Source organism: Streptomyces alfalfae (assembly GCF_004127445.1).
Lineage (GTDB): Bacteria > Actinomycetota > Actinomycetes > Streptomycetales > Streptomycetaceae > Streptomyces > Streptomyces alfalfae.
Window position 1 is genome coordinate 26186 of sequence record NZ_QEXM01000055.1, and the last position, 26194, is coordinate 52379.

25 protein-coding genes are annotated in these 26194 nt (G+C 73.0%); 11 read left to right on the forward strand and 14 right to left on the reverse strand.

Features of this window, described 5'->3' with window-relative positions; translation table 11 throughout:
• Positions 1-2 precede the first annotated feature (2 nt).
• From DCW30_RS34265 to DCW30_RS34305, 9 genes are all read right to left on the reverse strand, one after another.
• Positions 3-1328 carry an extracellular solute-binding protein gene (locus DCW30_RS34265; RefSeq protein WP_107419632.1) on the reverse strand — a complete coding sequence of 442 codons (1326 nt, stop codon included), beginning with the start codon at positions 1326-1328 and terminating at the stop codon, positions 3-5.
• On the reverse strand, positions 1325-2491 hold the full coding sequence (locus DCW30_RS34270) for a hypothetical protein (protein ID WP_232626729.1): 1167 nt from the start codon (positions 2489-2491) through the stop codon (positions 1325-1327). The genes DCW30_RS34265 and DCW30_RS34270 overlap by 4 nt, the downstream gene beginning before the upstream one ends.
• Entirely contained in the window at positions 2488-3942 is a 1455-nt protein-coding gene (locus DCW30_RS34275; RefSeq protein WP_076685637.1) for a VWA domain-containing protein, read from the reverse strand. Before DCW30_RS34275 ends, DCW30_RS34270 begins: the two co-directional genes overlap by 4 nt.
• The gene (locus DCW30_RS34280) at positions 3939-6383 is read right to left on the reverse strand and encodes a serine/threonine protein kinase (RefSeq protein ID WP_076685638.1); all 2445 of its coding nucleotides are present in this window, start codon (positions 6381-6383) and stop codon (positions 3939-3941) included. The genes DCW30_RS34275 and DCW30_RS34280 overlap by 4 nt, the downstream gene beginning before the upstream one ends.
• The gene (locus DCW30_RS34285; RefSeq protein ID WP_076685639.1) at positions 6380-8176 is read right to left on the reverse strand and encodes a trypsin-like serine peptidase; all 1797 of its coding nucleotides are present in this window, start codon (positions 8174-8176) and stop codon (positions 6380-6382) included. Before DCW30_RS34285 ends, DCW30_RS34280 begins: the two co-directional genes overlap by 4 nt.
• Before the next feature lie 98 nt (positions 8177-8274).
• Positions 8275-9144: a MerR family transcriptional regulator gene (locus DCW30_RS34290; RefSeq protein WP_232626726.1), complete on the reverse strand. Its 870-nt coding sequence runs from the start codon at positions 9142-9144 to the stop codon at positions 8275-8277.
• A 70-nt stretch (positions 9145-9214) separates the two neighbouring features.
• Positions 9215-11068 carry a transglycosylase domain-containing protein gene (locus DCW30_RS34295; protein ID WP_076685641.1) on the reverse strand — a complete coding sequence of 618 codons (1854 nt, stop codon included), beginning with the start codon at positions 11066-11068 and terminating at the stop codon, positions 9215-9217.
• A gap of 171 nt (positions 11069-11239) precedes the next feature.
• On the reverse strand, positions 11240-11920 hold the full coding sequence (snpA, locus tag DCW30_RS34300; protein ID WP_076685642.1) for a snapalysin: 681 nt from the start codon (positions 11918-11920) through the stop codon (positions 11240-11242).
• A gap of 134 nt (positions 11921-12054) precedes the next feature.
• Entirely contained in the window at positions 12055-13230 is a 1176-nt protein-coding gene (locus tag DCW30_RS34305) for an MFS transporter (protein ID WP_076689194.1), read from the reverse strand.
• 420 nt (positions 13231-13650) lie between these two features.
• Here DCW30_RS34305 and DCW30_RS34310 point away from each other — a divergent pair, with 420 nt between their 5' ends.
• Entirely contained in the window at positions 13651-14058 is a 408-nt protein-coding gene (locus DCW30_RS34310; protein ID WP_309030758.1) for an ANTAR domain-containing protein, read from the forward strand.
• A 237-nt stretch (positions 14059-14295) separates the two neighbouring features.
• Here the strand turns inward: DCW30_RS34310 and DCW30_RS34315 are convergent, their stop codons facing one another.
• The 3 genes from DCW30_RS34315 to DCW30_RS34325 all read right to left on the reverse strand — a co-directional run bounded on the left by DCW30_RS34315 (position 14296) and on the right by DCW30_RS34325 (position 15751).
• Complete coding sequence (locus DCW30_RS34315) at positions 14296-14514, reverse strand: DUF4287 domain-containing protein (protein WP_076685643.1); 219 nt, start codon at positions 14512-14514, stop codon at positions 14296-14298.
• Between the two features lie 154 nt (positions 14515-14668).
• Positions 14669-15202, reverse strand: a complete 534-nt coding sequence (locus tag DCW30_RS34320) for a GNAT family N-acetyltransferase (RefSeq protein ID WP_076685644.1) — start codon at positions 15200-15202, stop codon at positions 14669-14671.
• A gap of 93 nt (positions 15203-15295) precedes the next feature.
• Positions 15296-15751: a hypothetical protein gene (locus DCW30_RS34325; protein ID WP_237283421.1), complete on the reverse strand. Its 456-nt coding sequence runs from the start codon at positions 15749-15751 to the stop codon at positions 15296-15298.
• 466 nt (positions 15752-16217) lie between these two features.
• Here DCW30_RS34325 and DCW30_RS34330 point away from each other — a divergent pair, with 466 nt between their 5' ends.
• The 5 genes from DCW30_RS34330 (at position 16218) to DCW30_RS34350 (ending at position 21110) form a co-directional block, all read left to right on the forward strand.
• Positions 16218-16859, forward strand: coding sequence for an HAD family hydrolase (locus DCW30_RS34330; RefSeq protein ID WP_076685646.1), 642 nt, complete (start codon positions 16218-16220; stop codon positions 16857-16859).
• 107 nt (positions 16860-16966) lie between these two features.
• A complete protein-coding gene (locus DCW30_RS34335) occupies positions 16967-18142 on the forward strand; it encodes a helix-turn-helix domain-containing protein (protein ID WP_076685647.1) in 1176 nt (391 codons plus the stop codon).
• Positions 18143-18453: 311 nt separating this feature from the next.
• Positions 18454-18948 (forward strand): hypothetical protein, encoded by a 495-nt coding sequence (locus tag DCW30_RS34340; RefSeq protein ID WP_076685649.1) that lies wholly within the window; start codon positions 18454-18456, stop codon positions 18946-18948.
• 132 nt (positions 18949-19080) lie between these two features.
• Complete coding sequence (locus DCW30_RS34345) at positions 19081-19983, forward strand: radical SAM protein (protein ID WP_076685650.1); 903 nt, start codon at positions 19081-19083, stop codon at positions 19981-19983.
• Positions 19980-21110 (forward strand): methyltransferase domain-containing protein, encoded by a 1131-nt coding sequence (locus tag DCW30_RS34350; RefSeq protein WP_076685651.1) that lies wholly within the window; start codon positions 19980-19982, stop codon positions 21108-21110. Before DCW30_RS34345 ends, DCW30_RS34350 begins: the two co-directional genes overlap by 4 nt.
• A 465-nt stretch (positions 21111-21575) precedes the next feature.
• Here the strand turns inward: DCW30_RS34350 and DCW30_RS34355 are convergent, their stop codons facing one another.
• Both DCW30_RS34355 and DCW30_RS34360 read right to left on the reverse strand, forming a co-directional pair.
• Entirely contained in the window at positions 21576-22088 is a 513-nt protein-coding gene (locus DCW30_RS34355) for a hypothetical protein (RefSeq protein WP_076685652.1), read from the reverse strand.
• Positions 22089-22138: 50 nt separating this feature from the next.
• Positions 22139-22894, reverse strand: a complete 756-nt coding sequence (locus DCW30_RS34360; protein ID WP_076685653.1) for a GntR family transcriptional regulator — start codon at positions 22892-22894, stop codon at positions 22139-22141.
• Between the two features lie 79 nt (positions 22895-22973).
• Here DCW30_RS34360 and DCW30_RS37765 point away from each other — a divergent pair, with 79 nt between their 5' ends.
• The 5 genes from DCW30_RS37765 to DCW30_RS34395 all read left to right on the forward strand — a co-directional run bounded on the left by DCW30_RS37765 (position 22974) and on the right by DCW30_RS34395 (position 26123).
• Positions 22974-23252, forward strand: coding sequence for a hypothetical protein (locus tag DCW30_RS37765; RefSeq protein WP_076685654.1), 279 nt, complete (start codon positions 22974-22976; stop codon positions 23250-23252).
• A 523-nt stretch (positions 23253-23775) separates the two neighbouring features.
• The gene (locus tag DCW30_RS34380) at positions 23776-24000 is read left to right on the forward strand and encodes a hypothetical protein (protein ID WP_053637609.1); all 225 of its coding nucleotides are present in this window, start codon (positions 23776-23778) and stop codon (positions 23998-24000) included.
• A gap of 8 nt (positions 24001-24008) precedes the next feature.
• Positions 24009-24737 carry a GntR family transcriptional regulator gene (locus DCW30_RS34385; RefSeq protein ID WP_076689195.1) on the forward strand — a complete coding sequence of 243 codons (729 nt, stop codon included), beginning with the start codon at positions 24009-24011 and terminating at the stop codon, positions 24735-24737.
• Positions 24734-25033 carry a hypothetical protein gene (locus DCW30_RS34390; protein WP_076685657.1) on the forward strand — a complete coding sequence of 100 codons (300 nt, stop codon included), beginning with the start codon at positions 24734-24736 and terminating at the stop codon, positions 25031-25033. The genes DCW30_RS34385 and DCW30_RS34390 overlap by 4 nt, the downstream gene beginning before the upstream one ends.
• A 505-nt stretch (positions 25034-25538) precedes the next feature.
• Entirely contained in the window at positions 25539-26123 is a 585-nt protein-coding gene (locus DCW30_RS34395; RefSeq protein ID WP_076689197.1) for a hypothetical protein, read from the forward strand.
• Positions 26124-26194: the final 71 nt, after the last annotated feature.

Genomic DNA, 26194 nt, shown 5'->3' on the forward strand with positions numbered 1-26194 from the left:
CCTCAGCCGCCCGGCGGCGCGCAGACCCCGGACGAGGGCGGCCGGCCGGGGCCCGTGTCCTCGGCGGCGTCCTCCCGGACCGTGTCGAGCTGGCCGAGGAGTTCGTCGAGGCGCCGCGGCGCAGGGTCCCTGAAGTACTGCAGGACGGCCCGGTGGAAGGCGTCGCGCAGGCCGGGCGGCATCACGTCCGAGGCGTCGAAGCAGAGCGTGCGCGCCCTGCCCGTGAGGATGCCGGCGATGCGGCGGCCCGTCGGGTCGGTGGGCTGCGGGTCGGTCGCGGCGGGGAAGAACGGGCGCAGTTCCCGTTTCGCCTCCGCGCGCCACAGCGTGCGCGCCCTCGCGCCCGAGAGGCGTTCGACGAGGGTGCGGGCCGCCGGGTCGTCGCCGAACACGGCCGCCATGTCGCCCGCCACCTCGTACGCCCCGTCGTGGGCGGCACGGCCGCGCAGGAACCCCGCCGACGGCCGTACGTCCACGGGGTCGCCGGCGTAGACGTACCGGATGAACGCGCTCTGGTGCTCGTGCGTGCAGCGGGGCGTCAGGGAGTACAGGAGGCCGCGCGGGCCGCCGCCCTTCGCCGGGTCGGGCGTCCCCACGTACGGCGTGGTCAGCGACTGGTCGAGGGAGGCCCGTGAGCGGTCGCCGAGGAGCGCCGCCCAGGTCGTCCAGGCCGCGCGGACCCGGCGGTCGCGCCAGCTCAGCCGCCCGGTGGCCCACTCGGTGTAGACGTCCGGGCCCGCCTGGTGCAGCAGGATGTCCTCGACCCAGTCGGTGCCGGGCCAGCCGGACGTGGCCTGCGAGGCGAGGCCGACGCACCACCGCGGGGACGCGGCCGGCCGGCCGCGGACGCTCCACACCAGGCTCTTGAGGTCGACCTTCAGCGGCACCCAGTAGGTGCGGCGGGCGCCGTCGACGTCCAGGGCCGGGGCCCAGGGCGGGTAGGCGCGGGCGGTGGCCGCGGGGGTGAGGGGCTGGAGGCGCCCGGCGCGGGCGTACTCGGTGAGTTCGCCGACGCTGTTGAGGATCGCCACGTCCGGCGGGGCGTCGGCCTCCAGCTGGGCGACGAGCGTCTCGCGCAGGGAGCGCGTGCCCTGGTAGGTGTACGTCCGTCCGGCGCCGTCGTCGAGCCGGCGCAGCATCGTCTCGAACGCCTCGCCCTCGTCGCCGGTCCAGGGGCCGAGGACGACGAGCGGCTCGCGGCGGTCGTCCGCGCAGGCCCCGGCGGTGACGGCGAGCAGGCACGCGGCGAGGACGGTGCGCAGGGCCGCGTGGGCGCGGCGCGCGGGGCGGCGGAGCAGGGGTCGGCGGCGCAGGGGTCGGCGGCTCATGGGGCGGCTCCGGGGCGGGCGATGTGGACGTACTCGCGGCGGTAGCCGTGCAGCGTGGCGTAGACCAGGGCGGCGCAGAGCAGGCCGGTGGGCGCCACCCAGGGCGCGGCGCCGTCGAGCGCGGGCAGGCGGCCCCTGGCCAGGTCGCGGCGGGCCCGGGACTCCAGGGTGGCGATCAGGCGGGGGTCGGGGCGGGCGTGGGGGTGCGCGTCGGCGCGGGACTCGACCGCGGGGGACGTGCGGTCGGACAGCTCCCGCGCCGCGCCCACGACGCGCTGCTGCGCGCGCTGGGCGAGGACCGCGTCGGCCGTCAGGAACGGCACGGCGAGCAGCGGCAGCGCCGCCGCCGCGAGCGGCAGGCTGACGCGCAGGTGGAAGCGGTGGTGGAGGAAGACCTGGGTGCGCCAGAGGCCGACGGAGAGCAGGACGAGCGCGGCCCCGGCGACGACGGCGGCGGCGCTCACGCCCGCGCCGAGGCAGGCGCGGTCCGCGACCCTGCCGCGCAGGCTCTTCTCCAGGGCGGAGATGCGGTCCACCACGGTGGTGGCGTCGGAGCCGGTCCTCGGCCCGCAGGGCGGGAAGCCGCCGGGCGCGGCCCTCGACGGGGGCGCGGGGGCGGTGCAGAGCATGCTGCGGGCGTAGCCGAGCCCGGCTTCCCGCAGCACCGGGTCGGCGACGTTGTTCTGGGCGAAGGCGATCCAGGTGCCGTAGTCGGCGACGAGACCGGAGACGACGTCGAGTTCCTGGCGTTCGGCGGTGGTCAGGGCGCCGCTGCGGGCCACCTGGTTGAGGCTCTGGGTGGCCCGGGTGGTGCGGGTCAGATAGCGCCTGCCGATGCCGCTGAGCCGCACCGACTCCCCGGCGCCGAGGCTGCGGGCCGCCTCGCGGTCGGCGATGCGCAGGGACATCTCCGCGTCGGCCAGGTCGCCGAGCGCGGGTGTGTGGCTGCCGCGCAGCGCCGCCGAGTCGGCGCGGATCTCCCCGTACGCCCAGCCGAACGCGAGGGAGGCGACGACGGCGAGCAGTGGCAGGGTGATCAAGCGTTCCCGAAGGTAGACGCGGTTGCGGGGGCGTTCGGCGGGCGCGGCGGGCCAGAGGTGGGAGCGCAGCATGCGCAGCGCGCCCGCCGCGGCGGTGCGCGCCGTGCGCCGGGGGGCGGTCACCGGGGGCCCGCCCGCCGGGTGCCGCGCCGTGCGTCGGGCAGGACCGTCACGCTCGACTGGATGCGGGCGGCCTCGACGTCGAAGCGGGGGATGTGGTCGAGGAGTTCGACCCGGCCGCGTTCGGCGTCGGTGACGCGGACCAGGTGCAGCAGATGGTCCCGCATCGCGGTGTCGCCGACCTGCCCGGCGAGCCGCCAGGCGGTGCCGAGGAGGGCCTGTGCGGCGTCCCGCGCGCCGCGTTTCAGCTCGACGCAGGCCTCTTCGAAGGTGCGGTGCAGCTCCTCCTCGTGGCGGTAGTGGGCGACCTGCGGGTCGAGGCGGCTGTAGAGGTCGGCGTCGTCGGTCCAGCGCACCAGGACGGGCCGCGGCTCGGGCAGTTCGAGGTGCTCGGCGGGGCCTTCGGCGTCGACCTCGACCTCGGTGAGCAGGAGTTCCTTGCCGAGCTGCGCGGGGTTATAGGGGGCGCCGACGCAGAGCAGGTAGGCGCGGGTCTCCTCGCCGCAGGGCCCGAGGCCGTACTCCTCGACGGGGCCGCCCGCGCCCGCTTCGACGCCGGTCAGGTCGGTGCGGTCGGGGGTGAGCGTGGCCCGCGTGGGGTGGACCCGCTCGAAGGAGCACGGGCGCACTCCGGCCCGGTGGTGGAGGCGCAGGCGCAGCCCGGTCACATCGCGCTCGGCGGCGCTGCCGGTGAGGGCGGCCAGCTCGTCGGGGAGCCGCGTCAAGTCCGCCACGGCACGCGTACGGCCGCCCAGCGCGCCCGCGATGAGCAGCAGCTCCTCCGTCTCCCAGGCGTCGCCGATGCCGACGACGTCGCAGTCGAAGGCGCGGGCGCACCGCTCCACGCGCTCGCGCAGCTCCGCCGGGGATTCGTAGCCGGGCTCGTTCTTGCCGTCGGTGAGCAGCAGGGCGTGGCGTACGTAGCCGCCGGGCCCGGTGGCGGGCAGGTCGCGGAAGAGCTGCCTCGCGCGCTCCAGCCAGGTGCCCATCGCGGTGCCGCCGCCGGGCGTGCAGTCGCGCAGGGCGGCTTCGGCGGCGGTCCGCGACTCGGCGTGCGCGACGGCGAACCCGGGCCGCCTTGGGTAGATCATGGCGGCCCTGTCGCCCCCGGCGACCAGGGCGAACAGCGCCCCGTCGGGGATGCGGGCCAGCGCGGACGAGGCGGCGGCGCGGGCCGCGGCGAGGCGGCTCGGCGGGATCACCATCGAGGAGGAGTGGTCGATGAGCAGCACCTCGGCGAGCCGGGGCCCGGTGCTCCTGGACGCGTGCGCCTCGCCGGGCGCGGGCGTCCCGCCGGGCGAGGGAGCCGTGCCCGGCCGGTGGACCGTGACGGTGACGACGGCGTACATCCGCGCCGGTTCGCCGTCGCCGGGGGTGCGGGGCCGGGGCAGCTCGACGACCTGGCTGACCTCCAGGCCGACGCGGGCGCGCGCGGACCCGGGCGCCCGGCTCACCCGCGCCTCTGCGCCGAGGTGCCGGCCCTGACCCAGTCCTTGATCTTCTTGCCCAGCCATGGGGTGTCCCTGTGGTGTCGTAGGGCGAAGGGGCGTACCGCGTAGGCGCGGTCGAGGAGCAGCTCGGCGAGCGGCGCCCCGGCCTCCCGCGGCGGTGCGTCGCGCGCGGCCTGATGGGCCAGGCCGCGGTAGAAGCGGGACAGGTCCTTGCGCAGCGTCCGCTCGTCGGCGGGGAACTCCAGGCGCGGATCGGCCTTCGCGGCGACGGCCCGCAGCCCGGCGCCGGTCAGCGGCGGGCCGCCGCCGGGCGGGGCGAGCAGGCGGTGGGCCGCGCCCCACACCTCCGCCTTCATCCGCACGCGGGCCTGCTCGTCGGTCAGGCCGTGCGCGAAGAAGAGCCCGGCGAGGGCGCGCACGGCCGTGCCGAGCCCGTCGGCGTCCCGCGCGTGGTCGGCGCGGATGCGCACGGCGGCGGTACGGGCGGCCGTGCGGTGCCGGGAGTGCTGGGGAACCGCGTCGAGGGCGGCGATGGCGTCGGCGAGGGCGTCGGGCCCGCCGAGCGCGAGCCGTGCGCGGGCCGCGCCGAACGCCGCGCTGCCGAGCGAGGGGTTGCGCAGCCGTACGGCCTCGTAGAACGTCAGGGCCTCGTGCCGGCGCTCCAGGTGCTCGGCGCAGTGGCCGAGGGCGAGCTTGGGCGCGTACTCGCCGGGGATCGCGGCATAGACCCGGTCGAAGTGGTCGCGGGCCGCGCCGACCCGGGAGCGGGCGAGCTCCAGCAGGCCGCGGTGCCAGTCGAGCCGCCAGTCGTGCGGGGCGCGGGCGGGCCCTATGGCGTCCTCGGCCAGGGCGAGCGCGGTCTCGGCCGCCGAGAGCGCTTCGGCGTCGGGCGGCCCGTCGTCGGCGCGCGGCGTGAGCCGCAGCCGCAGGCGGCAGCGGAGCAGATGGACCTCGGGGGAGTCCGGCCAGTCGCCGGTGTGCTGGAGGAGCGCCTCGGGGTCGTCGTCGGCGAGCCTGCTCAGTTCGCCGTGGTGGTCGTCGTCGGGGTCGGGGCGCGGCACCGGCAGACGCCGGGCGACCTGCGCGGGGGTGGGCGCGGGGTGGCGGGCCGCCGCCCGGGGCGCGGCCCAGCGGGAGAGGGCGGGGGCGGAGCCGAGCCCGCCGTCGAGGGCGTGGGCGGACTGGAGGAAGAGCGGGGACGGCTCGAACGTCTCGGCGCCGGTCCGCAGCGACCGCAGCTCCCGGAAGACGCCCCGCAGCTGGTCCTCCATCTCCCTGGCGGTGGCGAAGCGGTCCGCGCGGTGGGTGCGGGTGGCGCGGCGCAGCACCCGGGCCAGGGAGACCAGGCCGAGGCCGCGGTGCCCGGCGGCGGGGTCGTCCAGCGGGCCGAGCGCGGAGAGCGCGGCCAGGTCGTGGCGGTCGGCGCCGAGACCGCACAGGGTGCGCAGCGTCTCGCCGAGGCTGAACAGGTCGTCGCGCGGGTCGGACTCCCCGTGGTCGCCGACGCTCGGGGCGCGGTAGTCGTCGGTGGTCAGGCCCGGCGCCCCCGCGCGGCGCACACTGCCGACGTCGATGAGCTTGATGGTGGAGCCGTCGTGCATGACGTTCGGCGGCTTCAGGTCGCCGTAGACCTTGCCGCGCCCGGGGGCGTGCAGATACGCGAGCCCGGCGAGGATGCGCATGCCGTACGCGAGCGTGAACTCCCGGAACCGCTCGTGCCCGAACTCCTCGGGGTGGGCGCGGGCGCGGGCCCCCACCTCTCTGAGGGTGAGCCCGTCGACGTACTGGAGGACCAGGAAGTCGCCCACGCCCGCGTGGTGCCCGTAGTTGAACACCCGGATGAAACCGTCGTGGTTGAGCTCCACCAGCTCCTTGCGCTCGCCGCGCAGGAGGCTGTACGAGTCCGCCGCCAGCTCCGCGTGGAGCATCTTGATGGCGACGGCGCGGTCGTCGACCTTGGTGTCGTGGGCGAGGCAGACGTCGCCCATCCCGCCGTAGCCGAGGAGCCGCACCAGGCGGTACTGCCCGGCGAGCAGGGTGCCCGGCGGCAGCGGGAGCCCGCCGGGGTCGGCGTGGGCGCCCGCGCTGTCCGCCCGTTCCAGGAGGGTGATCTCGGGCAGGACCGTGGGGTCGGGGCTCTCCGGCGGCAGCGTGACGAGGGCGGGGCGCTCCGGGAGAGCGGCGGGGCCGGGGTGGACGATCCAGAACTGGGAGGACTCGCCCCGGGCATCGCCTTCGGAGGAGTACGAGGCGGTGTACGGGGAGCGCTGCGAAGGGACCGGGGCCGGAGGCGGGGGCAGGGGCGCGGGCGGCGGCGTCTCGGCGGCCGGCGCGGAGTGCCGCCCCGTCGCCGGGTCCACGCGCTCACCGCTGGCCAGGCAGTACCCGGTGGGCGTGACGGCGCCCGAACAGCCGGGGTGCGGGCAGGCCTTGGCGGGCGTCACGCGGCGCCGCCCGCCGCCACGAGGCGCCGCGCCACCCGCGCGAACGCCTCCACCGCCCGCTCCGCGTCGGCCAGCGGACAGGGCCCCGCCATCAGGAGCCGCTGCGCCTCGCGGTACGGGCCGACCGCGTCGGGGTGCTCGGCGAGACCGCGCCCCGCGAGGAGCGCCAGGTGGTCGCGGAGCAGGGCGCGCAGCCGCAGATGCGCGTCGAGGACCGCCCGCAGCTCACTCTCCGCCGCCTCGGCCCGCAACAGGTGCGTCTCCACGGCCTGTTCCGCGTACGACAGCTTCTCCAGGAGGCGTGGCCCGCCCCGCCCGGTCAGCGGTCGCAGCTCGTCGCTGAGCTGCACCGTCCACAGCGCGGCCCGCGCCGCGTACCCAGTGGCCACCGGCGGGTCGACGACATGCGGCTCCACGCGGTGGAACAGCCGCCGGGCGCGCCGCTCGGCGTCGGCCAGCTCGTCGACGCGGGCGCCGATCCGCTGCAGCCACTGCGCGGCACGCCCCGCGGGCAGCAGCCGCTCCGCCATGGCGTACGGGAAGCCGTGCGCGCTGTCCCGCACCACCAGCAGCAACCGCGCCCCCGCCTCGCCCAGTTCCGCGAGGACGCGCGCCGCCGCGGCGGGTTCCGTGGCCGACCGGTCGGCGTGCAGCACGGCCACGGCGGGCCTGCGGCGCGCTGCGGGATGGTGCCCGGCGTGCCGCAGCTCGTGGCGCAGCACGGCCAGCGCCTCGCGCAGCTCCGGCTGGGCGGGATCGTCGAAGGCCACGCCCTCCAGATCCAGGACGAGGCCGATGCTGCCGACGCGGGGCGTGATCCCGGCGCGGGACAGGAGCGGCGCGCCGGTGGCCTCCGGGCCCTGCGGTCCGGCTCCGTCCGCCGGATCGAGCGGGCTCACCGCGAGCTGCGGGGCCTGCTCGCGGTCGGCCATGTTCAGCACCACGTACAGCGCCCGTCGGGCCCGCTCGTCGTCCTGGGCGATGAAGACGACCTCGGTGTCCCAGGCGCCCGGATCGCCGTTGAGCCAGCGCGTGACGGTGCGCTGGAGACCGTGCGGGCGGGCCTTCCGCGCCGCCTCCGCGGAGACCACGCGGTGCCCCGGCACGGCGTGCGGCCCGGTCACGTACCGCTCGGCGAAGCGGCGGAAGTACTTGGCGACGGTCGCCGCGGGGATCATGTACCCGTGCTCGCCGCTCGCGTCGGCCTGTGCCACGATGCCGAGCAGCCGGTCGCCGCCCTCCTCGCGCACCCCCGAACCGCTGAAGCCGCCCCGCAGGCCGCCCGCCCCGGTCACGTCGATCTGCACCCGCTCGTCGCCCTCGCCGCCGGGCCCCATGCAGGCGCCGGTCAGCCACTGGCCGCCCGACCGGTACTCGGGGAAGCCGTCGATCAGCACGGCGGCGCCCCGGTAGTCGAGCGTGCGGTGCAGCGTGACCGGCGACGGCACGGGAGCGGGCTCGTCCAGGACGAGCACCGCCAGGTCGCCCTGCGCCTTGCCGAAGGGCGGCACCCAGTGCCCGGCCTCGACGGTGGCGGTGCGGCACGGGGTGCGGGTCAGGCCCTGGAGGTGCGGGAACTCGACCTGGACGCGGTCGGGGCGCTGGCCCGTGGCGGGATCGCGGACTACATGGGCGCAGGTGAGCACGCGGTCACTGCCGAACAGCACCCCCGCGCCCAGGACGTCACCGCTGCCCGACGCGGCCCACCGCCGCAGCCGGACCCGCCAACTCCCGTGCCCGGCCCGCCCGTCGAGTCCCGTGCCGGCCGCTTCCCGGCCGTCCCCGTCCCCCATGCTTCCCCAGAATAGGCGCGGGGGACGGGGATGACGCCTGGGCTGCATGGGGAGGTGGTGAGAAGGGCCTGCCTCCCCCCCCGGGGCGAGCGGCCCGCTCAGCCCCGCGACACCGGGAAGGCGACGTCGCAGACGGCGTCGTCGGGGCCGGCGGCCTCCCAGTCGGCGAAGTACACCTCACGGCAGGGCCCGGACAGGGACAGGCCCTGCTCGGCGGCCCACGCCTCCACGGCGTCGAAGGCCGCGATGATCTGCGGATAGGCCACCTGCGCCTTGGTGATCCTGGTGTAGGCGAGCCGGTGCGCGGGCTCGACCCGCACCCGGGCGGCCGTCGCGCGGCCCTGCTCGGCCGCCCACACACGGGCCGCCTCCGCGTCCACGACCGGCACGCAGGACTCTGCGGGCCCGTCGCTCTCCTCGGTCACCTCCGCGTGGTAGACGACGAAGTGCGGGGCGGCCATGCCCCCGCACCGCTCCACGGCGGCCCGCTCCAGACGCTCCGCCGAGCCGCCGATCCAGGCGGGCAGCTCCCCGGCGCTCACGTGCCGCGTCTCACTGAGGACGTACGTCTCCGGCACGTCCACGGTCTTCACCTCGAATGTCGCGTACAACTCGGTGTTCCTTCCCGAAAGTCGTCCACGGAGGTACCGCGCGAGCGTCCGCTGTTCGGCGAACCGCTCCTCGGCCCCGGCCCAGTAGGCGTCGAGACGCCGTGCCGCCCGCTCCCCGTCGAGCCGCACCACCTCGGCGATGCCCGCGAGGGGCATGTCCAGGCGGCGCAGCAGCGCCACCGTGCGGGCGCGCTCGACCTGGTCGACCCGGTAGTAGCGGTAGCCGCTGACCTCGTCGACGTGGGCGGGTGCGAGCAGCCCCAGGCGGTCGTAGAGCCGCAGCGCCTTCGGCGACAGCCGCGCACGCGCGGCGAACGCGCCGATGGGGAGCAGTTCCTGACCCGGTTCCTGGTGCACGCGATCATCCTCCGTCACCGGGCCGGTCGGCCCGGTGTCCCGGACTCTGGGGTCTGCCCCAGGGGCAAGGTCAACGGCTCTCCGGACGCCGCTCCTTCGGGCCGAGCCCCGTGTACGCGCCCCAGATCCGCGGCGGCAGCGCGTTCCCCCGCCCGGACTTCTCGCCGCCGACCCCGGAGAGCGGCAGCAGCCGCGGCTCGTCGGGGCGGAGCCGGAACAGCGTGACCGCCGTCGACAGGTCCTTGGTGAACCCCGTGAACCAGGCGGTCCGCAGCCGGTCCTGGTCGCCCGTGCGCCCGGCGGAGACACCGGGCGCGAAGCCCTCGGCGCCCCCGCGCAGGGCGTCGGCGACCTCCCGCGCGACCTCCGGGTCGAGGGCGCGCCCCGCCGCGGGCCGCGCGAGGCCCGGCAGGGACACGCCGTCCTTGACGACCTCGGTCACGGAGTACGGGGCGTGCCGGGTGCCGCCGCTCGCGAACGTCCCGTACGCGGTGGCCATCCGGATCGCGCTGGGCGTCGACGTGCCCACGGGGAACGCGGAGTCCGGCTCGGCCATGCTCTGCGGCAGCAGCCCGGCCGCGACCGCCGTCCCGCGGACCTCGTCGTACCCGACGTCCTTGCCGAGGCGTACGTAGGTGGCGTTGCCGCCGGGGTACAGCGCCTCGCGGAGGGTGGGGCGGTCCGGGTCGGGCGGGCCCACCGCGGGGCGCAGGGAGCCGTCGGCGGCGTAGCGGCTGCCGGCCAGGCCGCTCTGCCGCTGGAGCGCGGCGGCCAGCACGAACGGCTTGAACGCCGAGCCCACCGGCACGCCGGAGGTGTCGGCGTTGTTGGAGAAGTGCTCCGTGGCGTCGGGACCGCCGTACAGCGCCACCACCGCCCCGTCGGACGGCCGCACGGAGGCGGCGCCGACCTGCACGTGCCGGTCGGCGGCCCGCCGCGCGGGGTCGGTGCCGCGGTCGAGGACCCCCCGCACGGCTCGTTCCAGGCGGCGCACCTTGCCCTTGTCGAAGGTGGTGTGGATCTGGTGCCCGCCGCGTGCCAGATCCTCGTCGGTGAGCCCGGTGCGCTGCTTCAGGTACTTGTTGGCGACGTCGACGAGATAACCGGTCTGCCCGCCGAGGCTGGTGGACCGCGACTGCCGCCGGGGCTCGGGGAACGTGCGGTACCGCGCCCGCTCCCGCTCCGACATCAGCCCCACGTCGACCTGCCGGTCCAGGACCCAGGCCCAGCGCTCCACGGCACGCCGGTGGTTGCTCTTGCCGCCCGCCGGGTCGTACAGCTCGGCGCCCTTCAGCAGCGCGGCGAGCAGCGCGCCCTGGCTGGGGTCCAGGTCCTTGGCGGAGATGCCGTAGTAGGCGTGGGCGGCGGCCTCGATGCCGTTGGCGCCCCGCCCGAACCAGCTGCTGTTCAGATACCCCTTGAGGATCTCCTCCTTGCTCTTGACGCGGTCCACCTTCAGGGCGATGACGAACTCCTTGACCTTCCGCGTGACCGTCTGGTCCTGGGAGAGGTAGGTGTTCTTCACGTACTGCTGGGTGATGGTGGAGCCGCCCTGCGTCTCCTCGCCGCTCGCCATGCCGACGACCGCGCGGCCGAGGCCCTTCAGGGAGACGCCGGAGTCGTCGTAGAACGTCTCGTTCTCGGCGGCGATCACCGCGTTCACGGCGGCCGGGGCGATCCGGTCCAGCTCCACGCTCTGCCGGTTGACCTCGCCGGTGCTCACCATCTGGGTGCCGTCGGACCAGTAGTAGACGTTGGCCTCTCGCCGGGCGGCGGCGTTCTCGTCGGGGATGTCCACGCTCACGTACACCGCGACGAAGGCCGCGACGACGGTCAGCACGGAGAGGGAGGCCGCGGCGAGCCACTGACGCCACGAGGGCAGCCAGCGCCACAGCCCCGCCCGCCCCGCACGCGGGTAGTCCACGCGCCGCCGCCGGACCGCACGGCTGCCGGGATGCCGCCGGCCGCGGCGACGCGGCCTCTTCCCCTGAGCATGTGTCCCCATGCCGGGGAGGAGGGCGTCGCTCGCGGCCGGGTTGTCAGAAAGCTGTTTTCCCTGCGTAACAGCCGCCGGAGTCCGTACGCGGGGAGGGCGTCAGCCGGCCTTGCTCAGCGCGCCCTGCTCCTTGAACAGCGCGAAGCCGTTGGCCCAGAGCTGGTTGACCCGCGCCCGCTCCGTGGAGTTGGGCCGCGCGTTGGTGCACGACGGGCCGGGGCCGCCGCCGGACATCAGCTCGCTGCACGGCCCCGAGTAGTGGTCGGGGAGGCCGAGGACGTGCCCGGTCTCGTGGGACGTCACGCGCGTGGAGTTGTACTGCTGGTTCTGCCGGTAGTCCAGGAAGATGTAGCCGCGCCCGTGCCCGTCGGTGGAGGCGTACGAGCCGCGCGAGTCGTTGCCCTCGCGGTACTCGAAGTCGTAGCCGCTGCTGACCTCCTGGAGCCGCACGTTGGTGACCGAGGAGTTCCAGATCGACGTGGACTGGGCTATCTGGCTGCGGAAGCTGGGCGCCCTGCTCGTGCGGTACCGGACGGTGACGGCCTGGATGCCGGGCTCCGCCGCCTGCTTCTTCAGCGCGGACTTCATCACGGCCTCGAAGAACTGCCGGTTCTCGGCCGCGTTCTCCGCGCTCGCGCTCTTCGACGGGGTGTACGCCGAGACGGCCGTGCCCGCCGGGGCGGCAGGGGCGGGGGCCGCGAACGCCGTGGGGGCGGTCAGGGTGGCCACGAGCGCGGCGGTGCCGAGGGCGGCGACGGCGCAGGTTCTGGTCTTGTTCATGGGGGTGTCCCTTCCGGGGGCTGGAGGCCTGCGGGTGCGGCCTCCGGTCGGGACGAGTATCGGGAGCGTGGCGGGAGTTGCCCCGATGCCATTAGGCGATAACGCGATGACATCAACTCCCTTGGTGCGGCGGTTCATTGAACGCGACGAATCCGACGGATGTCCCGTACGCAGAGGTTGAGGCCGGTGGCGGCCAGAATGATCCCCGCACACACGACGAGCACGGCCCGGTCGGCGAAGACACCGGCGAGGAGGGCGACGACGAGGTATCCGAGCGGGATGGCGAGCCGCTCGCCGACCTGGTTGAACGAGCTCATGCGCCCCAGCTCGGCGTCCGGCACGTGCTGCTGGAAGGCGGTGACCCAGGTGACGCCCGCGATGTCGAGGCAGACACCCGCGACGGCGGCGCCGAGCAGCAGCCAGGGCAGCGGCAGGCCGAGGGCGAGCCCGGCCAGGGGCAGCGCGAGGCCGCCGCTCGCGGCGACGGCGACGACCAGCAGCCGCTGCGGCCGCCAGCGCAGGCAGACGACGGCCCCGGCGAGGAGCCCGGAGGAGAAGGCACCCTGGACGAACCCCCAGGTGCGGGCGCCCTCGTAGTGCTCCTCGGCGACGACGGGCCCGAGGAGCTGGTACCCGGCGAGGAAGGCGGCGACGAGCACCGTCCCCGCCGCCGTGTACGTCCACAGCCAGGTCCGCGACCAGAAGCCGCTCCAGCCCGCGCGCAGATCGGCGAGCGCGGAGCCGCGGGACGCGGGGGCGCCGAGGCGGAGCCCGAGGAGCAGCAGGGCGGCGACGGCGAAGGTGAGCGCGTCGAAGCCGAGGGCCCAGGCGGGCCCGCTGAGGGCGACGATCAGGCCACCGGCCACGGGCCCGGCCACTTTGACGGCGTTGACGGGCAGCCGCAGCAGGGCGTTGGCCTGCTGGAGCCGGTCCGGCGCGACGAGCTGCGTGACGACGCCCTGCGCGGCGGGCGTGGTGAAGGCCACGGCCACACCCGAGACGAAGCCGCAGGCCGCGATGGAGGCGGTGCCCGCGTGCCCGGAGGCGACGACCAGGGCGAGCGCGCCCTGCGCGAGGGCGGCGAGCAGATTGCCGCCGAACAGCAGCCGGCTGCGCGAGAGCCGGTCGGCGAGGACACCGCCGACGAGCAGGAAGGCCACGGTCGGCACGGTGTTCGTGGCGAGCACGACCCCCAGCGCGCCGGCCCCGCCACCGGCGCCGATCACGGCGTACGCGAGCGCCAGCGGCGCCATGGCCGACCCGGCGGCGGACACGAACTGGGCGAGCGCGAAACGCCGGAAGGCGGGGATGCGGAGGGGTGGGGGTGTGGGGTGGCTCGGGGGTGCGGGAGAGCCTGGGGGTGCGGGGTGGCTGGGGGGCGCGGAGCGGCTCGGGGGTGCGGGAGGTGCGGCGGGGGCGGCGGGGGCGCCTGAATCGGTGTCGGCCCCGACTCCGCGGTCGATGCCGCTGTAGTCGGCATTGCTGCTACCGCTACCGCTACCGCTGCTGCTGTCGCTCATGCGCCCCTGCCCACGCCCTGTCGGCGATCTGCTGATCCGCTGCTTTCGGGCGGGGACTTGGACCCGGCCCGGCGGGCAGCATAGGGGGTGTGGGGTGTGGCCGGACGTACGGGAACGTCGTGTGGCCGTACGGACTGCAGGGACCGTGACCGTGGGCCGGTCGAGACACCGTGGCATCCTGGTGCCTGCCCCCCAGACCCCGGAGGCGATGTGACGGCATCGGACGAGAACGTGGCACGGCGACAGGACGACCCCGGGCCGTCCGTACATGGCGGAGGGGACCGAGGGGCCGACCAGGCCGAGAAGAAGGCCGACCAGGCCGAGAAGGTCGTGGAGCTGGAGCGCAAGGTGAGCCAGCTGGAGCGGGCGGTCGAGTCCCACGCGGCGGTGGACCAGGCGATCGGCATCGTGGTCGCCGTGGGCAAGCTGACCCCGGACCAGGGCTGGACGGTGCTCCGCGAGACGTCCCAGCACACGAACACGAAGCTGAGCCGCATAGCGGACATGATCGTGGCCTGGGGCTGCGCCGGAGACCTGCCGGAGGAGATCCGCAGGGAGCTGGACGCGAGCCTGGCGAGGGCCCAGGCGAAGTCGAACTGCGCGGAGGCCCCGGGCTGACGGCAGGCCTTGCGGAGGGGCGGCCGGGGGCCCGGGGGTGACCGCCGTGGCGTGGCGGAGCGCGGCCCGGCGGTGGGGCTCGGCACGGCGGGCGCGGCACGGCGGTGGGGCGCAGCACGGCGGTGGGGCGCGGTACGGCGGGCGCGGCGCATCGCAGGAAAGTCCCGGCGACACGCGGAGCGGACGGGCGTGTCACCGGAACGTCCGCGAAGCCGGTCCCCGCACCGGCCCTCCCGGCTACGGGGTGGAGGGCGACGGCTCGGCGAGGGTGTGGGCGACGAGCGCGTTGGCGTGCCCGTGCCCGAGCCCGTGCTCAGTCTTGAGCCAGGCGACGAGCTCCATGTGCCGGGTGAGTGGCGACTCCCGTATCAGCGCCTTCCATTCGGCCACGGGGCGCCCGTACTTCTTCTCGATGGAGGGGAAGTAGCTGGCGGGTCCCTGAACCTTGGCGGCCATGTGAGGCGATCCTTCCGGTCGTACGCGAAGTGTGCGTTCACGGATAGGACGCCGGGAGAGGCCGGATCTCACCGACGACGGGGAGGTGATCTGCGCCACACCCCCTGCTCGGCGGCAGCCGGGCGAGACCACCGGGCAAGGGCGGCGACGCGGCTCAGCCCTGATACTCACTGAGGTCGATGGAGGAGACGCTGAGCGCGTGACCGTGCACGGGGTGGCTGACCTCCCGCTCGGGGACCATGCCGAGCTTGCGGACGACGTTGGCGGAGGCGGTGTTGCCGATCCGGTCGATGTTGATGACACGGTCGAGCCCACGGTCCTGGAGGGCGAACTCCAGGGTGGCCTGCGCGGCCTCGGAGGCGTACCCCTGCCCCCAGAACTGCGATCCGAGCCGCCAGCAGATGGCGACGGCGGGCATCAGGTCGGGCAGATCCTCGGGCACGCAGAGCCCGACGGCCCCGGCGAGCTCCCCCGACCCGAGCAACTCCACGGCGAAGATCCCGAACCCTTCGTCGTCCCACTCCTCCTCCCACCGCTCGATGTCCTCGGCGGTGGTTTCCGGATCCCGGACGCCCCCGTCTCCGATCCACCGCATGACGCGGGGATCAGCATGGATGTCAGAGAGGGCGACGAGATCGTCGTCGTCCCACTGACGCAGGAGAAGGCGTGGGGTACGGATTTCGGTCATGGGGGTCATGGTGTCAAGGGGACGGGCGCGCGGCGAATCGGCCGGCGGCTGGCGCGACCCCCGGTGAACGACGGCCGCCGGCCGGGCTGCGGTCTACTCGGCCACGCCCAGGTCACGGCGCATCACGCGGCGAAGCTCGGCCACGGCGGAATCGAACCGGTCCTCCAGCTCGCGGTAGAGGGTGCTCTCGACGGCGGCACCGTCCAAGAGCGCGTCTCTGGTGTCCCGCAGAACGAGAAAGGCGGCTCGGGAAGCCGCGATGATCTCCTGCGGGGCGATGACGGCGAGCTGATGGCGGATCTCATAGGCCCCGGGGGCGAGGAACACCTCGCGCACTCTCCGCGCCCGCTCCTCCGCGGCGACGTCCGACCGCGCACATTCGTTGAGGGCGGTCCGCATACGCGAGAGGGCGGCGGTGTACTCGCCGTACAGCTGCCGCCGCACATCGAGACTCTGCCCGACCCGCTCCCGGCGCCACCGGACCCGATCGGCGACCAGCGTCGCCCCGACCCCGATCGCCGCCCCGAGCAACGTACTGACCGGCGACATCCACTCCATGGCGGAGCACCCTAAACGGCGTCGGCGCCGACACCACCCGGTCCGTGCCCACAAAGCGGAAGGCCCTGAACCCAGACGCCCCGGGTCCGAGCCCGAGCCCGCAGGCCCCGACCCTGCCGCACGGTTCCTCCGCTGTCACGGCACCCAGGGAGAACCACGCCGCCCACACCCAACGCAGCCTTTCCCTCTCGGAGGAACGACAAGGAACGACAAGGAACGACAAGGACCAACGAAGGGCCGACCCAGGAGAGCCCGGCCCCAGGCCCGGCCACTGCTGCCGTCCAGCAGCGCTCCCCGCGGCTGCCCGGACGCACTCGTGTGCCGGTGGGGCGACGCCCCACCACCAGACCCTGACGACGAGCCCACGCCCCAGACCGCCCTCGACCCGCAGCGACGCCACTACTGACACGGCCCTCACCGCCCGGGGCGGTGGGGTCGTCTCCACTAGGGTCGCCGGATGATCCGCACCATCGCATTCGACGTAGGCGAGACCCTCGTCCGAGATGACCGCTACTGGGCGTCGTGGGCCGACTGGCTGCGCGTGCCCCGCCACACCGTTTCAGCGCTCGTCGGTGCCGTCGTCGCCCAGGGGAAGGACAATGCCGAGGCGCTACGCCTCCTCTGGCCGCACATCGATGTCGACGCCGAGTACCAAGCCCGCGAGGCAGCAGGCCGAGGTGAGCGTCTCGACGAGAGCGACCTCTACGCCGACGTTCGTCCCACACTCACCGCCCTGCGCGACGCGGGCCTCAGCGTCATCATCGCGGGCAACCAGACCACGAAGGCAGGCGGGCTCCTGCGGGCGCTCGGCCTGCCCGCGGACCTGATCGCCACGTCCGGGGAGTGGGGAGTCGCCAAGCCGTCTGCCGCCTTCTTCGAGCGGCTCGTCGCCGAGGCCGGCATCCCGGCGGAGGAGATTCTCTACGTGGGCGATCACCCGCAGAACGACACCCTGCCCGCCGCACGCGCGGGGCTGCGGACAGCACATCTGCGTCGCGGCCCATGGGGGCACCTGTGGGCGGACGACCCGGAGGTGAGAGCAACGGCCACCTACCGCCTCGACTCGCTCACGGACCTCGTAGCCATCACGTCCCCCTGACCATCGCAACAAAGGCCCCACCTGCGGATTACCGACGGGGCCATTCGCTCACCAGCGCGTCACCACGCAGGTACGGTTCGAAGTGGAAGCCCCGAACTGGAGCACTCATGCCCGCATTTGACGAGGGCCACGTAGGGCCACGCATCGCCGCCACCCGGAAGGCGAAACGTCTGCGCCAAGCGGATCTGGCTCGTGAGGCGTTCGTGTCGCTGGCGATGGTCAAAGCGGTCGAGCGCGGGGCCCGGACGCCGAGCGATGCCACTCTCGAAGCGATCGCCGCGGCGCTCGGCGTGGACCCGACGCGGCTCCTGTCCTCCTTCACCGGCACGGAACGGCGGGTGCATGCCGCGCTGCCGGACGTGTCAGCGAGCATCGCCGCGTACGACGTCCCTCTCGGCCCGCCGAGCCGCAGCCCTGCCGAGCTGCGGCGCGCGGTCGACGACGCGGTGCACTGGCGGCTCGCCGCACAGTACAGCCTGATCGCCCAGCACGCTCCGGCCCTTCTCCGCGACGCCCTTGCCGCCTTCCATACGGCTACGGACCAACGTGCCGCCGCGCGCCTCCTGGTGGCCGCCGCTCGGTCTGCGGACGCGGTGGCCTACAAGTTCGGGGCCCGCGACCTCTCCGCTCGGCTCATCGAGCTCATGCGGTGGGCGGCCCCGTATGCGGAAGACCCGCTGCTGACCGCGTCCGTGGCATACGTACGCGGCGAGACGTTCTTCATCGCCCGCGCCCATGCGGCCGGCGCTCTCGCGCTGGAGGCCGCAGTCGACGAGGCCCCCGTCGCCTCCGGCGTCAACGCCATTGCCGCCCGCGGCTCCCTGCACATGCGGGCCGCCGTCATCGCAGGTCGGAACGGCAACGCAGACGCCGCCGACACTCACCTGTCCGAGGCCCGGCGCTTGGCGGAACTCCTGCGCGAGGGCACGTATCTGGGCACCGCGTTCGGGCCGGAGTCCGTTCGCGTGCACGAGGTGTCCGTGGCGGTCGGCCTCGGCCACGACCACATCGACCGCGCCTTCACCATCGCGCGAGAGTGGGCACCGTCCACCGCTCTACCGGCCGAGCGTCGCTCCGGGTTCTGGATCGAGCTGGCCCGTGCGCAGCTGTGGGGTAGCCGCTTTGGCGACGCCTTCGAGTCGCTGAAGGCCGCGCGGCTGACTGCCCCGCAGCACACACGCGAGCACCCGTGGGCGCGGGAGACCGCTGCGACGCTCTTGCGGCTGAAGCGCGCCGACGAGGAGTCCCTCCACCACTTCGCCGACTGGCTGGGGGCCGTCTGACGCAACGCCTTCCGGGGATACAGAGTGTGTCCCTGACTCGCTCGACCAGCGCCCATGATCTGTGCGTCAACAGCGACAGGTCAGGGGTCGAGAATGAGCGAGACGACGTGCGAGGGCCCTTTCCTCGTGCCGTTGGGCGAGGTGAGTACCGCCCGGCCGCATGGGCCGGCGTGCTGGGATCGCGGTGCGGTCACGCGCAGCTGCGATGAGAACGGGATCGTCCGTGACGACGCCGGCCAGATGCGGCCCAAGAAGTCCTCTGGCTGCATCGCCGGCCCCACGGGGCCGCGGCTCTCGACGGAGGCGTCGGGATGATCGTTCCAAGAGCACGGCGGGAATCCGCGGCATGGCTCGCGCACGCTCAGGAGGGCTCTGAGCAGGCGTGGCTGGAGTGGGAGACGCGCGGTGTCGCTCTGCTGCCGCTCGGCCGCCGCTTCGACGCGGTACGCATGCCGGAGCCTCTCGTCTACGCGGCGCTGGACACCACCGAGCCGCAGGAGGTCGCCCGGCTCCTCACGCAGGTACTCGCCGGACCGGTGATCTACGACGGCCGGACCATGGGCGGCACCTACTACGCCCTCGTAAGACCCCGCGAGCAGACCGACGAACCACGTGCCTGGAAGCACGAGGTCGCGGCGCCTCTGCTGAGCGACGGCACCTTCCTGGGGGTGCCGCGCCTCGACCGCACGCAACCGCCGGGCACGCACTGGGTCGTACCTCCGGCGTTCGAGGGCGACCTCTGTCCGGAGCGGTGGGTAGCCGCGTTCGTCGCCAAGGGCCGGCGTGCCAGTGAGGAGAGCACCTGATGGTCACGGCTCCGCGCGCCTGCTGACGAGGTCGGCCTGCGGGGACTGCTGGAAGACCAGCCGTGATCCCCGCCGCTCACAGACTCCCGCCCGGACCCAGCGGGCACACGCAACTCTCATCGAGGAGACCTCATGACGATCACCCCCGAGGCGCCCACCCAGGTCCCGGTCCCGGAGTTTCTCGAGCTGGAGATCACGGGGAAGTGCCAACTCACGTGCCCGTCCCTCTGCTACGCGAAGGCCGGACCGACCGAAGGCCACGGCAGCATGACGGCCGACGATTGGAAGCGCCTCATCCGCGAGGCCGCCACGCTCGGCGTGAAGAAGGTCCAGTTCATCGGCGGCGAGCCGACCATGCACCCGCAGTTCGAGGCCCTCGTGCACCGGGCGCTCGGAGTAGGGCTGGCCGTGCAGGTCTACAGCAACTTGTACCGCGTCCGGCTGGAGCACTGGACGCTGTTCGCGCACCCGCGGGTGTCCCTCGCTACGTCGTACCACAGCGACGTCGCCGAGGAGCACGAGCGAGTCACCGGCCGGACGGGCTCCCACGCGGCGACCCGGGCGAACATCGCCGAGGCTGTCCACAGGAAGATCCCGCTTCAGGTGGGCATCGTCGAGGTGTTCGACGGGCAGCGCACCGCCGAGGCCCGCGAGGAGCTGCTCACGCTCGGCGTCCGCACAGTCAACATCGACCGCGTCCGGTCGGTGGGTCGGGCCGAGGTCCACGTCCCCAGCACCAGTGATCTGTGCGGCCGGTGCGCGGACGGCCGGGCCGCCATCATGACCGACGGCACCGTCACCCCCTGCGTGCTGGGGCGATTCCTGAAGACGGGCAACGCCAAGGCCGAGGGGCTCGGGTCCGTGTTTGCCGGGCAGCAGTGGACGGACACCGCGGCCAGCATCCCGCGCCGAGCCATGCCGTCGGCGGGCTGCACCCCCGCCGACTCCTCCGACTGCGACCCGGCCAACACCGAGGCGTGCGATCCTGCCTACTACGCCCCGGACCCGACACCCCACCTCGGAGGGACCGCGTGACCTGGGAAACAGCAGCCGCGGACCTCGCCACGCGTGTGACTCACCGGTCCTCGCCCTGGCGGGAAGCGGTCGCCCGTATCCCCCGCCACGTCTTCGTGCCCACCTGGTGGGTCGCTGACAGCGGCCGCTGGTCCCTGTACGAGCCGGTCAGTGAGGCGCGGTGGTATCCGGCCGCGTACGCCGACCGGTCACTGGTCACCCGTGTCGGGGACCTGCACGCCGACCAGGCCGGGCCCGACGACCACCCGTCGGGCAAGCCGACGTCCTCGGCGACGCTGCCCAGCCTCGTCGTCTCGATGTTCGAGCACGCGCGGATCGACGACGGAGACACCCTCCTCGACGTCGGCACGGGCAGCGGTTACGGCACGGCGCTCGCCGCATACCGCCTCGGCGATGCTGCGGTGACGAGCGTCGACGTCGACCCCTATCTCGTGGAGGCAGCCCGCGATCGGCTCGCCATGGCCGGCCTGCGCCCCAGGGTCGAGACAGCCGACGCGACCGCGCCTTGGCGGGCGGAGGGCCGGTTCGACCGGATCGTGGCCACCGTCTCCGTCCGCACCGTCCCGGCCGGTTGGCTGTCCGCGCTGCGCACCGGCGGCCGACTGGTCACCACGATCGCCGGGACGTCGCTGATCCTCACCGCGGAGAAGCGGGCCGACGGGGCCGCGGTGGGCAGGGTGGAGTGGGACCGTGCCGGTTTCATGCCCGCCCGGCACGGCGCCAACTACCCGGCGGACGCCTCGCGGTTGCTGGTGACCGCGCAGGAGATCGACGGCGAGGACGTCACCACGAGCCCGTATCCGGCCGTCGATGTCGCCAACGCATGGGACCTCGACTCGATGCTCGGCCTGACCGCGCCTGGCATCGAGCACGCGTACCGCGACGAGGGGGATCGGCGGACCGCGATCATGGCGCATCCGGACGGCTCGTGGGCACGTGCGGTGTCCACGGGCGAGGAGGCGACAGTCGTGCATCAGGGCGGCCCGCGTCGCCTGTGGGACATCCTCGACGAGCTGCGGTCGTACTGGCTGCGGCACGGTGAGCTGCCCGCGCGCGGGGCCCGCGTCCTCATCACCCCCGAAGGGGAGACCCGACTCGCCCGAGGGAAGTGGCGCGCCGTTCTCTGACCCGCAGGCTCGGGCCGTGGCCGCGGATGACGCCCTCTCGTAGTGAGGGGCCGCCTAATTTGGTACCCCCTCGTGACGGGCCCGGCACACAGCCGCCCCCCATGCGGACGCCGCGTGGGGGGCGGTCTTCGTCTGGCGGCCGGCGTGACCTGCGCAGACGGGGGTGATCATTTAGGGGCTGTGTAGGGGCCGCGCTTGCGCAGTGAGGCTGTAGCCCGAGTGCACGGGACCGTAGTAGAACTGCACGCGGACGGCATGCGAAAGGCCCCGGTAGCCGCTTGACCTGCGGTTACCGGGGCCTTTGCCCTGCTCAAACACGTGCCCCCGGCAGGATTCGAACCTGCGACACCCGCTTTAGGAGTTCGATCTACGCCCGTCCCCGGGGCCGTCGGCGGCTGGTCCGGCGGTCGTCCGGGGGTGCTGCCGTATGCCTGCGTGCAGCCCCGTTGATGTCAGCCGTGGATGTCAGGAATGGACGTTGACCCGGCAGCTCTCGTGGCGACACCCGTCGTCCCGCCGGTGGAGCCGTCGGAGATCGTCCAGAACTGCGCCGGGGAAGTCGTGCTGTACCCACTTCTTCCGGTAGCCGGCCTCCCCGTGCAGCCGCAACACCGTCTCGGCGGCCTCCAGCACCACATGGCCTACGGCAGCACGGGGCTGACTGGAACTCCAGCAGAGGGTGCCCTCGTCATCGGGGGCGTTCCAGCTCTGGGACATGTCCGGGAATCGGTAGATGCCGATTTCCACATTCGCCCCCTGGGGTTGGAGTCGCCACCTCACCTCGGCGGGTTCGAGGTCGAAGGAGACGCGCGGGGCATCGGCTGCTCCGTAAAGACTCACCATCGCGCGCAACAAGTCGGACAGTGCATCGGTGCAATAGCTGACGATGTCAGCCCTCTCCGACGTGGCGTCGGCAATCCGATACCTTGCCCACCCAGAGCCGGTCAGCTCCCAGCTGAATCGAAGATCACCCGTCATCCCATGCCCTCCCGTGCCGGTCACGAGACCGTACCGCCAGCGGCGAGGACTCAAGGGCGGATGGGGATCTCATAGACGATCTCGCAGTGAGCCGCGGGCACCACGATGTCCGCCGTTTCGACGGGCCTACCATCGTCGCTGTAGTACGTCCGTCGGATGTGTGTGACCAGTGCGGCCTTGTGGATGCCGAGTAGCGACGCCTCCTCGGCGGTCGCCGGCCTGGGCTCCGGCTGCTCCACTGCATGGCTCACCGTGATGCCGATCGCGGCCATCCGATTCACGACGCCTGCACCGGCGTGCGGCCCTCCCTCGGGGAGAACGACGAGAGTGCCGGCGGTGAGGTCGTACGGCTCCCAACTGGTCGAGAGCTGCACGGGCCTGCCGTCGGCCAGGAACTCGTACGCGGTTCGGACGCACAGCTCGCCCTCGGCGATCCCGAGCCGGGCGGCGATCTCTGCCGGGGCCGGGACCTTGGCGTCGGTCCTGCTCTCCCAGTCGCCCTGCCTGCCGACGGCCTTCATGTCCGCCCGGAACGGCGACCCTTCGGGCTGCTCGCGCGCCGACGACCGCACCACACGTACGCGCTGCCGGGGCTCGGCGACGTAGGTGCCCGAACCGGCTCGGCCTTCCAACACGCCTTGCGAGATCAGCAGCTCTTGAGCCCTGCGGACGACGTTCTCGCCTACGCCGCACTCCTGGCCGATCTGCGCGCGGGAGGGAAGCCGGTCCCCCGGTTCCCATACGTGCTCCGCGATCCGCTGCCGTAGCTCGTCGGCGATGCGGAGATAGGGCGGCTTCTCAGGCATATGGAAAATCTAGTCCACTAGCTTTAATCTAGTTAACTAGCTTCACTCAAAGTGATCGCCGAGTGACGGAGGCTCCCCTGTGCCCGCTTCGCGAGTGAGCGCGGAGGCCATCGCCGCCCGGTTATCGGCGGTCGGGCTCACCACACGCGTGGAGGAGCACGACCGGTGCACGTCGGTCGAGGCGGAGGTACCGGAGTCACTCTCCGCCGAGTCATGGCGGGAGGTCCTGGAAGTCCTGGCGGGAGCCGATCATTTCGGTCTCCACGCCACCAGCTTGAACGGCCGCACCCTTTGGGCGGTCGTACGCAAAGCGGCCCCCACGACGGGCGATGTCGGGGGACCGAGTTATCAGCGATAGGAGCTGAGCAGCGTGCTCAACCGTATCCACCGTGCCGTCACGCTCGCCAGAGCGCGGTACTTCCCCAAGGGCAGGCATCGCCGAGCCTTAACGCCGTCCCGAGCGGCTGTGGCGACGCCTCCCGCGCTCGCCGTAGAGCCGCCAGCCGTCCCGGAATGGATGCCGGACACCGCTGACCGCCTTCACCTGCTCCTGGGCGAGGACAACGTGCTCGTCCGTCCGTACGTGCTGGCCTGGGAGCGGCAGCGTGCACGCCAACGCTCGATGGTCGTGGCGCCGCGACTGTCGGCTGAGGCATTCTCGGCTCTGGCAGGTGCTCGCTAATGCCCCCTCGTCAACAGCTCCATGTATCGGAAACCGGGGCTGCTGCCTACCGGTCGACTGAATGCAGGGTTGGCACTCACGCAGCCTGTGCGGAAGCGTCGCCATCTCCTGCGCCGGTCGACCTGCCGGTGATCTACGAGACGTGCGCCTGCACCTGCCACCCCGCGCCGGACCACTCCACGCGACCGGCGGTGAAGCGGTGAGCAACTGGGCCCCCGGGGGTGCGCTGGCATCCAACGTTGAGATCACGGCGGCCACCGTTCTGCGGGGCGACATCATCCAAGTTGGCGGTCGGGCCTGCCGGGTGAGCGACCTCTTCCAGTTGCCCCAGGGCGCGAAGCAACTCCTGTTCGAGTCGGGAGAGCTGCTGACCATAAACGGGCGGACCCGGCTCGTCGCCGTGCGGATGACGAGAAGGCGGTGACACAGTCCATGACGTCTCGCCGCCTCGTCGTCGCTGACGACCTGAGACGCCAGATCACGACCGGTCGAATCGGACCCGGTGAACGGCTCCCGTCTGAGTCCGCCCTGGCCGACCGGTACAAGGTCAGCACGGCCACACTGCGAAGCGCCCTCGCCGTACTCCAGGGAGAAGGCCTCGTCGAGAAGATCCACGGCAAGGGCAACTTCGTCCGCCGCCCGCTGCGCAAGGTCACGTACGTCGGTGGATGGGGCACGCTGGATCCCCGGACTGCCGCAGACGTGGACCTGCGCGTGACGGTCCGAACTACGGTGCTGCCCGCGCGGGGCCATCTGACAGCGCTGCTGAAGGTGGACGACGGAAGCCCACTGACCGAATCCCTCCGACTCAGCTACGAGGGAGAGTCCCCACACAGCCTGGCCCGCGTCTACGTACCGCGAGACCTGACACCGACCAAGGCGCTCAGTAACCGGTCCTCAAGGACGTGGGCGGAAGCCAGCTTCTCTGTGCCGGACCCGCCGCCGGCCGAAGTCCACGAGACGGTGTCCGCCCGACTCCCAACGCCGGGTGAGGCGTCGACTCTGCGGATCAACACAGCCTTGGCCGTCCTCGCGATCACCCGCGTTGCGGCAGACAACACCGGGCGAGTCATCGAGGCGGCACTACTGGTGTTCCCTGGGGATCGTGTCGACGCCGTCTTCAGCACCCACCACGTGATCGAAGAAAGGCAGGCGCACTGATGCCGCAGAACGAACTACGACTCCTCCCGTGGTCGGGCCCGGACGGTAAGCCCTGCTACCTGAGCACCGATGACAGCGGCGGATACATGTCTCGCCTGGCGGACAACATCGAAGCGGTACAGCTCGGGATGGCAACCGATCTTCTGGAGCGGGCTGCGGGAGTCCTCGGCGACCAGGACGCCGGCCGCGATGACCTGCGGCTCATGCTGACCGAAGTGACCCGAGCCCTACGAGACGTGGTCCGCGTGGCAACCAGCCGCGGTCATCTCCTGGCGGTGAGCGAACTCCAGTCCTAAAGGGCACGGTCAAGGCGGCGTCCCTGGGGTGGCCCTCCTGCCAGCGCTCAGAAGCCCGTCTACTGATCACCGGCTCCGCTGACCAGCGGGACTCAAGAAGCCCACGGCTCTGACTAGCTCAGATGCCGTGGGCTTCTGTCGTTGTTGGTCGGCGTCGGCTGACCTTGGACGGCCCAGGGACGGCCCGGGTGGCCTCGGCCGCCAGGCGCTTAGAAGATGCGGGCAAGCCTTGGTAGAACCACTTGATTGGCCTACGCCTGCACCGTTTTGGACTGCTGAACTCCGCTGCCGCCTGCTGCTGTTGCCGTCAGGATTGCCGTCACCGCAAGGCGAGCGACAGAGCCGGGAGAAATCCGGGGTGGTACGTGCGGTGACCCTGTTCAGGTGGCGTGCGCTCCCTCTGTGCGCTGGTTGCAACCTTGTGTGACCCGCCTGGGCGCAGCACGGTTCAGGTGGAAGCTGCTCGGTGCTGTGCTGCAGGGCTATCGGGGAGGGGCGGTACGTCATGGGTTCAGCCAGTCAATGGGCACGTGAGACCTTTGGGGACATAGCCGGTGAGCTGGCCGACATCATCCCGGCTTGCCTCCTCCGGGCTCACGACCGCGCACGGACCGGGCACGAGGGCGTCCACACTCAAACGCTCGAAGCCTACGGACACGGCCTCTACGCTGTGCAATACGAGGAACTGGCCGCTGGCATCTCCGGGCTCGGGGAACCAGTGCGCCTGCAAGGACGCACGCTGATGCTCGTCCGGGGCCACCTGATTTACCCTCTCCGCTACGCGAAGAAAGACGTACCTGTCACGGCTGCACGTCTCCGTCGGGCCACAGGCTTCCGTGCAGACTTGATCCGGCGCCACGGCCCGCCGGCCATGCAGCAAGCATTCGACTTGGGCCTCGGGGAACTTGAGGCCTCCGAGGTGCACCCAGACTTGGAGCTCCTTCCCGAAGACGTACGGCTCGTCCTTGTCGCCTACGCCTGCTCCATGGAGAAGGGCATCATGCGCATCGAGTGGGGCTCCGCGGAGCTGCGCCGCGAGGACCGGTACCTGATCTGGCACCGTCACGAGCCGCTACCCATCTCAGGTTGACCTGGAGTGGTGAGCGGGCGGACACAAGCCCGGTCGGCTGAGGATGCCAGTTCTCCGGGCTTCGGCATGAA

Coding starts and splice junctions, on each gene's coding strand:
- DCW30_RS34285 (WP_076685639.1), bottom strand. CDS start 8,176: ATGGGGGACGGGGACGGCCGGGAAGCGGCCGGCACGGGACTCGACGGG.
- DCW30_RS34340 (WP_076685649.1), top strand. CDS start 18,454: ATGATCGTTCCAAGAGCACGGCGGGAATCCGCGGCATGGCTCGCGCAC.
- snpA (WP_076685642.1), bottom strand. CDS start 11,920: ATGAACAAGACCAGAACCTGCGCCGTCGCCGCCCTCGGCACCGCCGCG.
- DCW30_RS34320 (WP_076685644.1), bottom strand. CDS start 15,202: ATGACCGAAATCCGTACCCCACGCCTTCTCCTGCGTCAGTGGGACGAC.
- DCW30_RS34265 (WP_107419632.1), bottom strand. CDS start 1,328: ATGAGCCGCCGACCCCTGCGCCGCCGACCCCTGCTCCGCCGCCCCGCG.
- DCW30_RS34360 (WP_076685653.1), bottom strand. CDS start 22,894: ATGCCTGAGAAGCCGCCCTATCTCCGCATCGCCGACGAGCTACGGCAG.
- DCW30_RS34395 (WP_076689197.1), top strand. CDS start 25,539: ATGGGTTCAGCCAGTCAATGGGCACGTGAGACCTTTGGGGACATAGCC.
- DCW30_RS34335 (WP_076685647.1), top strand. CDS start 16,967: ATGCCCGCATTTGACGAGGGCCACGTAGGGCCACGCATCGCCGCCACC.
- DCW30_RS34325 (WP_237283421.1), bottom strand. CDS start 15,751: ATGTCGCCGGTCAGTACGTTGCTCGGGGCGGCGATCGGGGTCGGGGCG.
- DCW30_RS34355 (WP_076685652.1), bottom strand. CDS start 22,088: ATGACGGGTGATCTTCGATTCAGCTGGGAGCTGACCGGCTCTGGGTGG.
- DCW30_RS34315 (WP_076685643.1), bottom strand. CDS start 14,514: ATGGCCGCCAAGGTTCAGGGACCCGCCAGCTACTTCCCCTCCATCGAG.
- DCW30_RS34345 (WP_076685650.1), top strand. CDS start 19,081: ATGACGATCACCCCCGAGGCGCCCACCCAGGTCCCGGTCCCGGAGTTT.
- DCW30_RS34385 (WP_076689195.1), top strand. CDS start 24,009: ATGACGTCTCGCCGCCTCGTCGTCGCTGACGACCTGAGACGCCAGATC.
- DCW30_RS34330 (WP_076685646.1), top strand. CDS start 16,218: ATGATCCGCACCATCGCATTCGACGTAGGCGAGACCCTCGTCCGAGAT.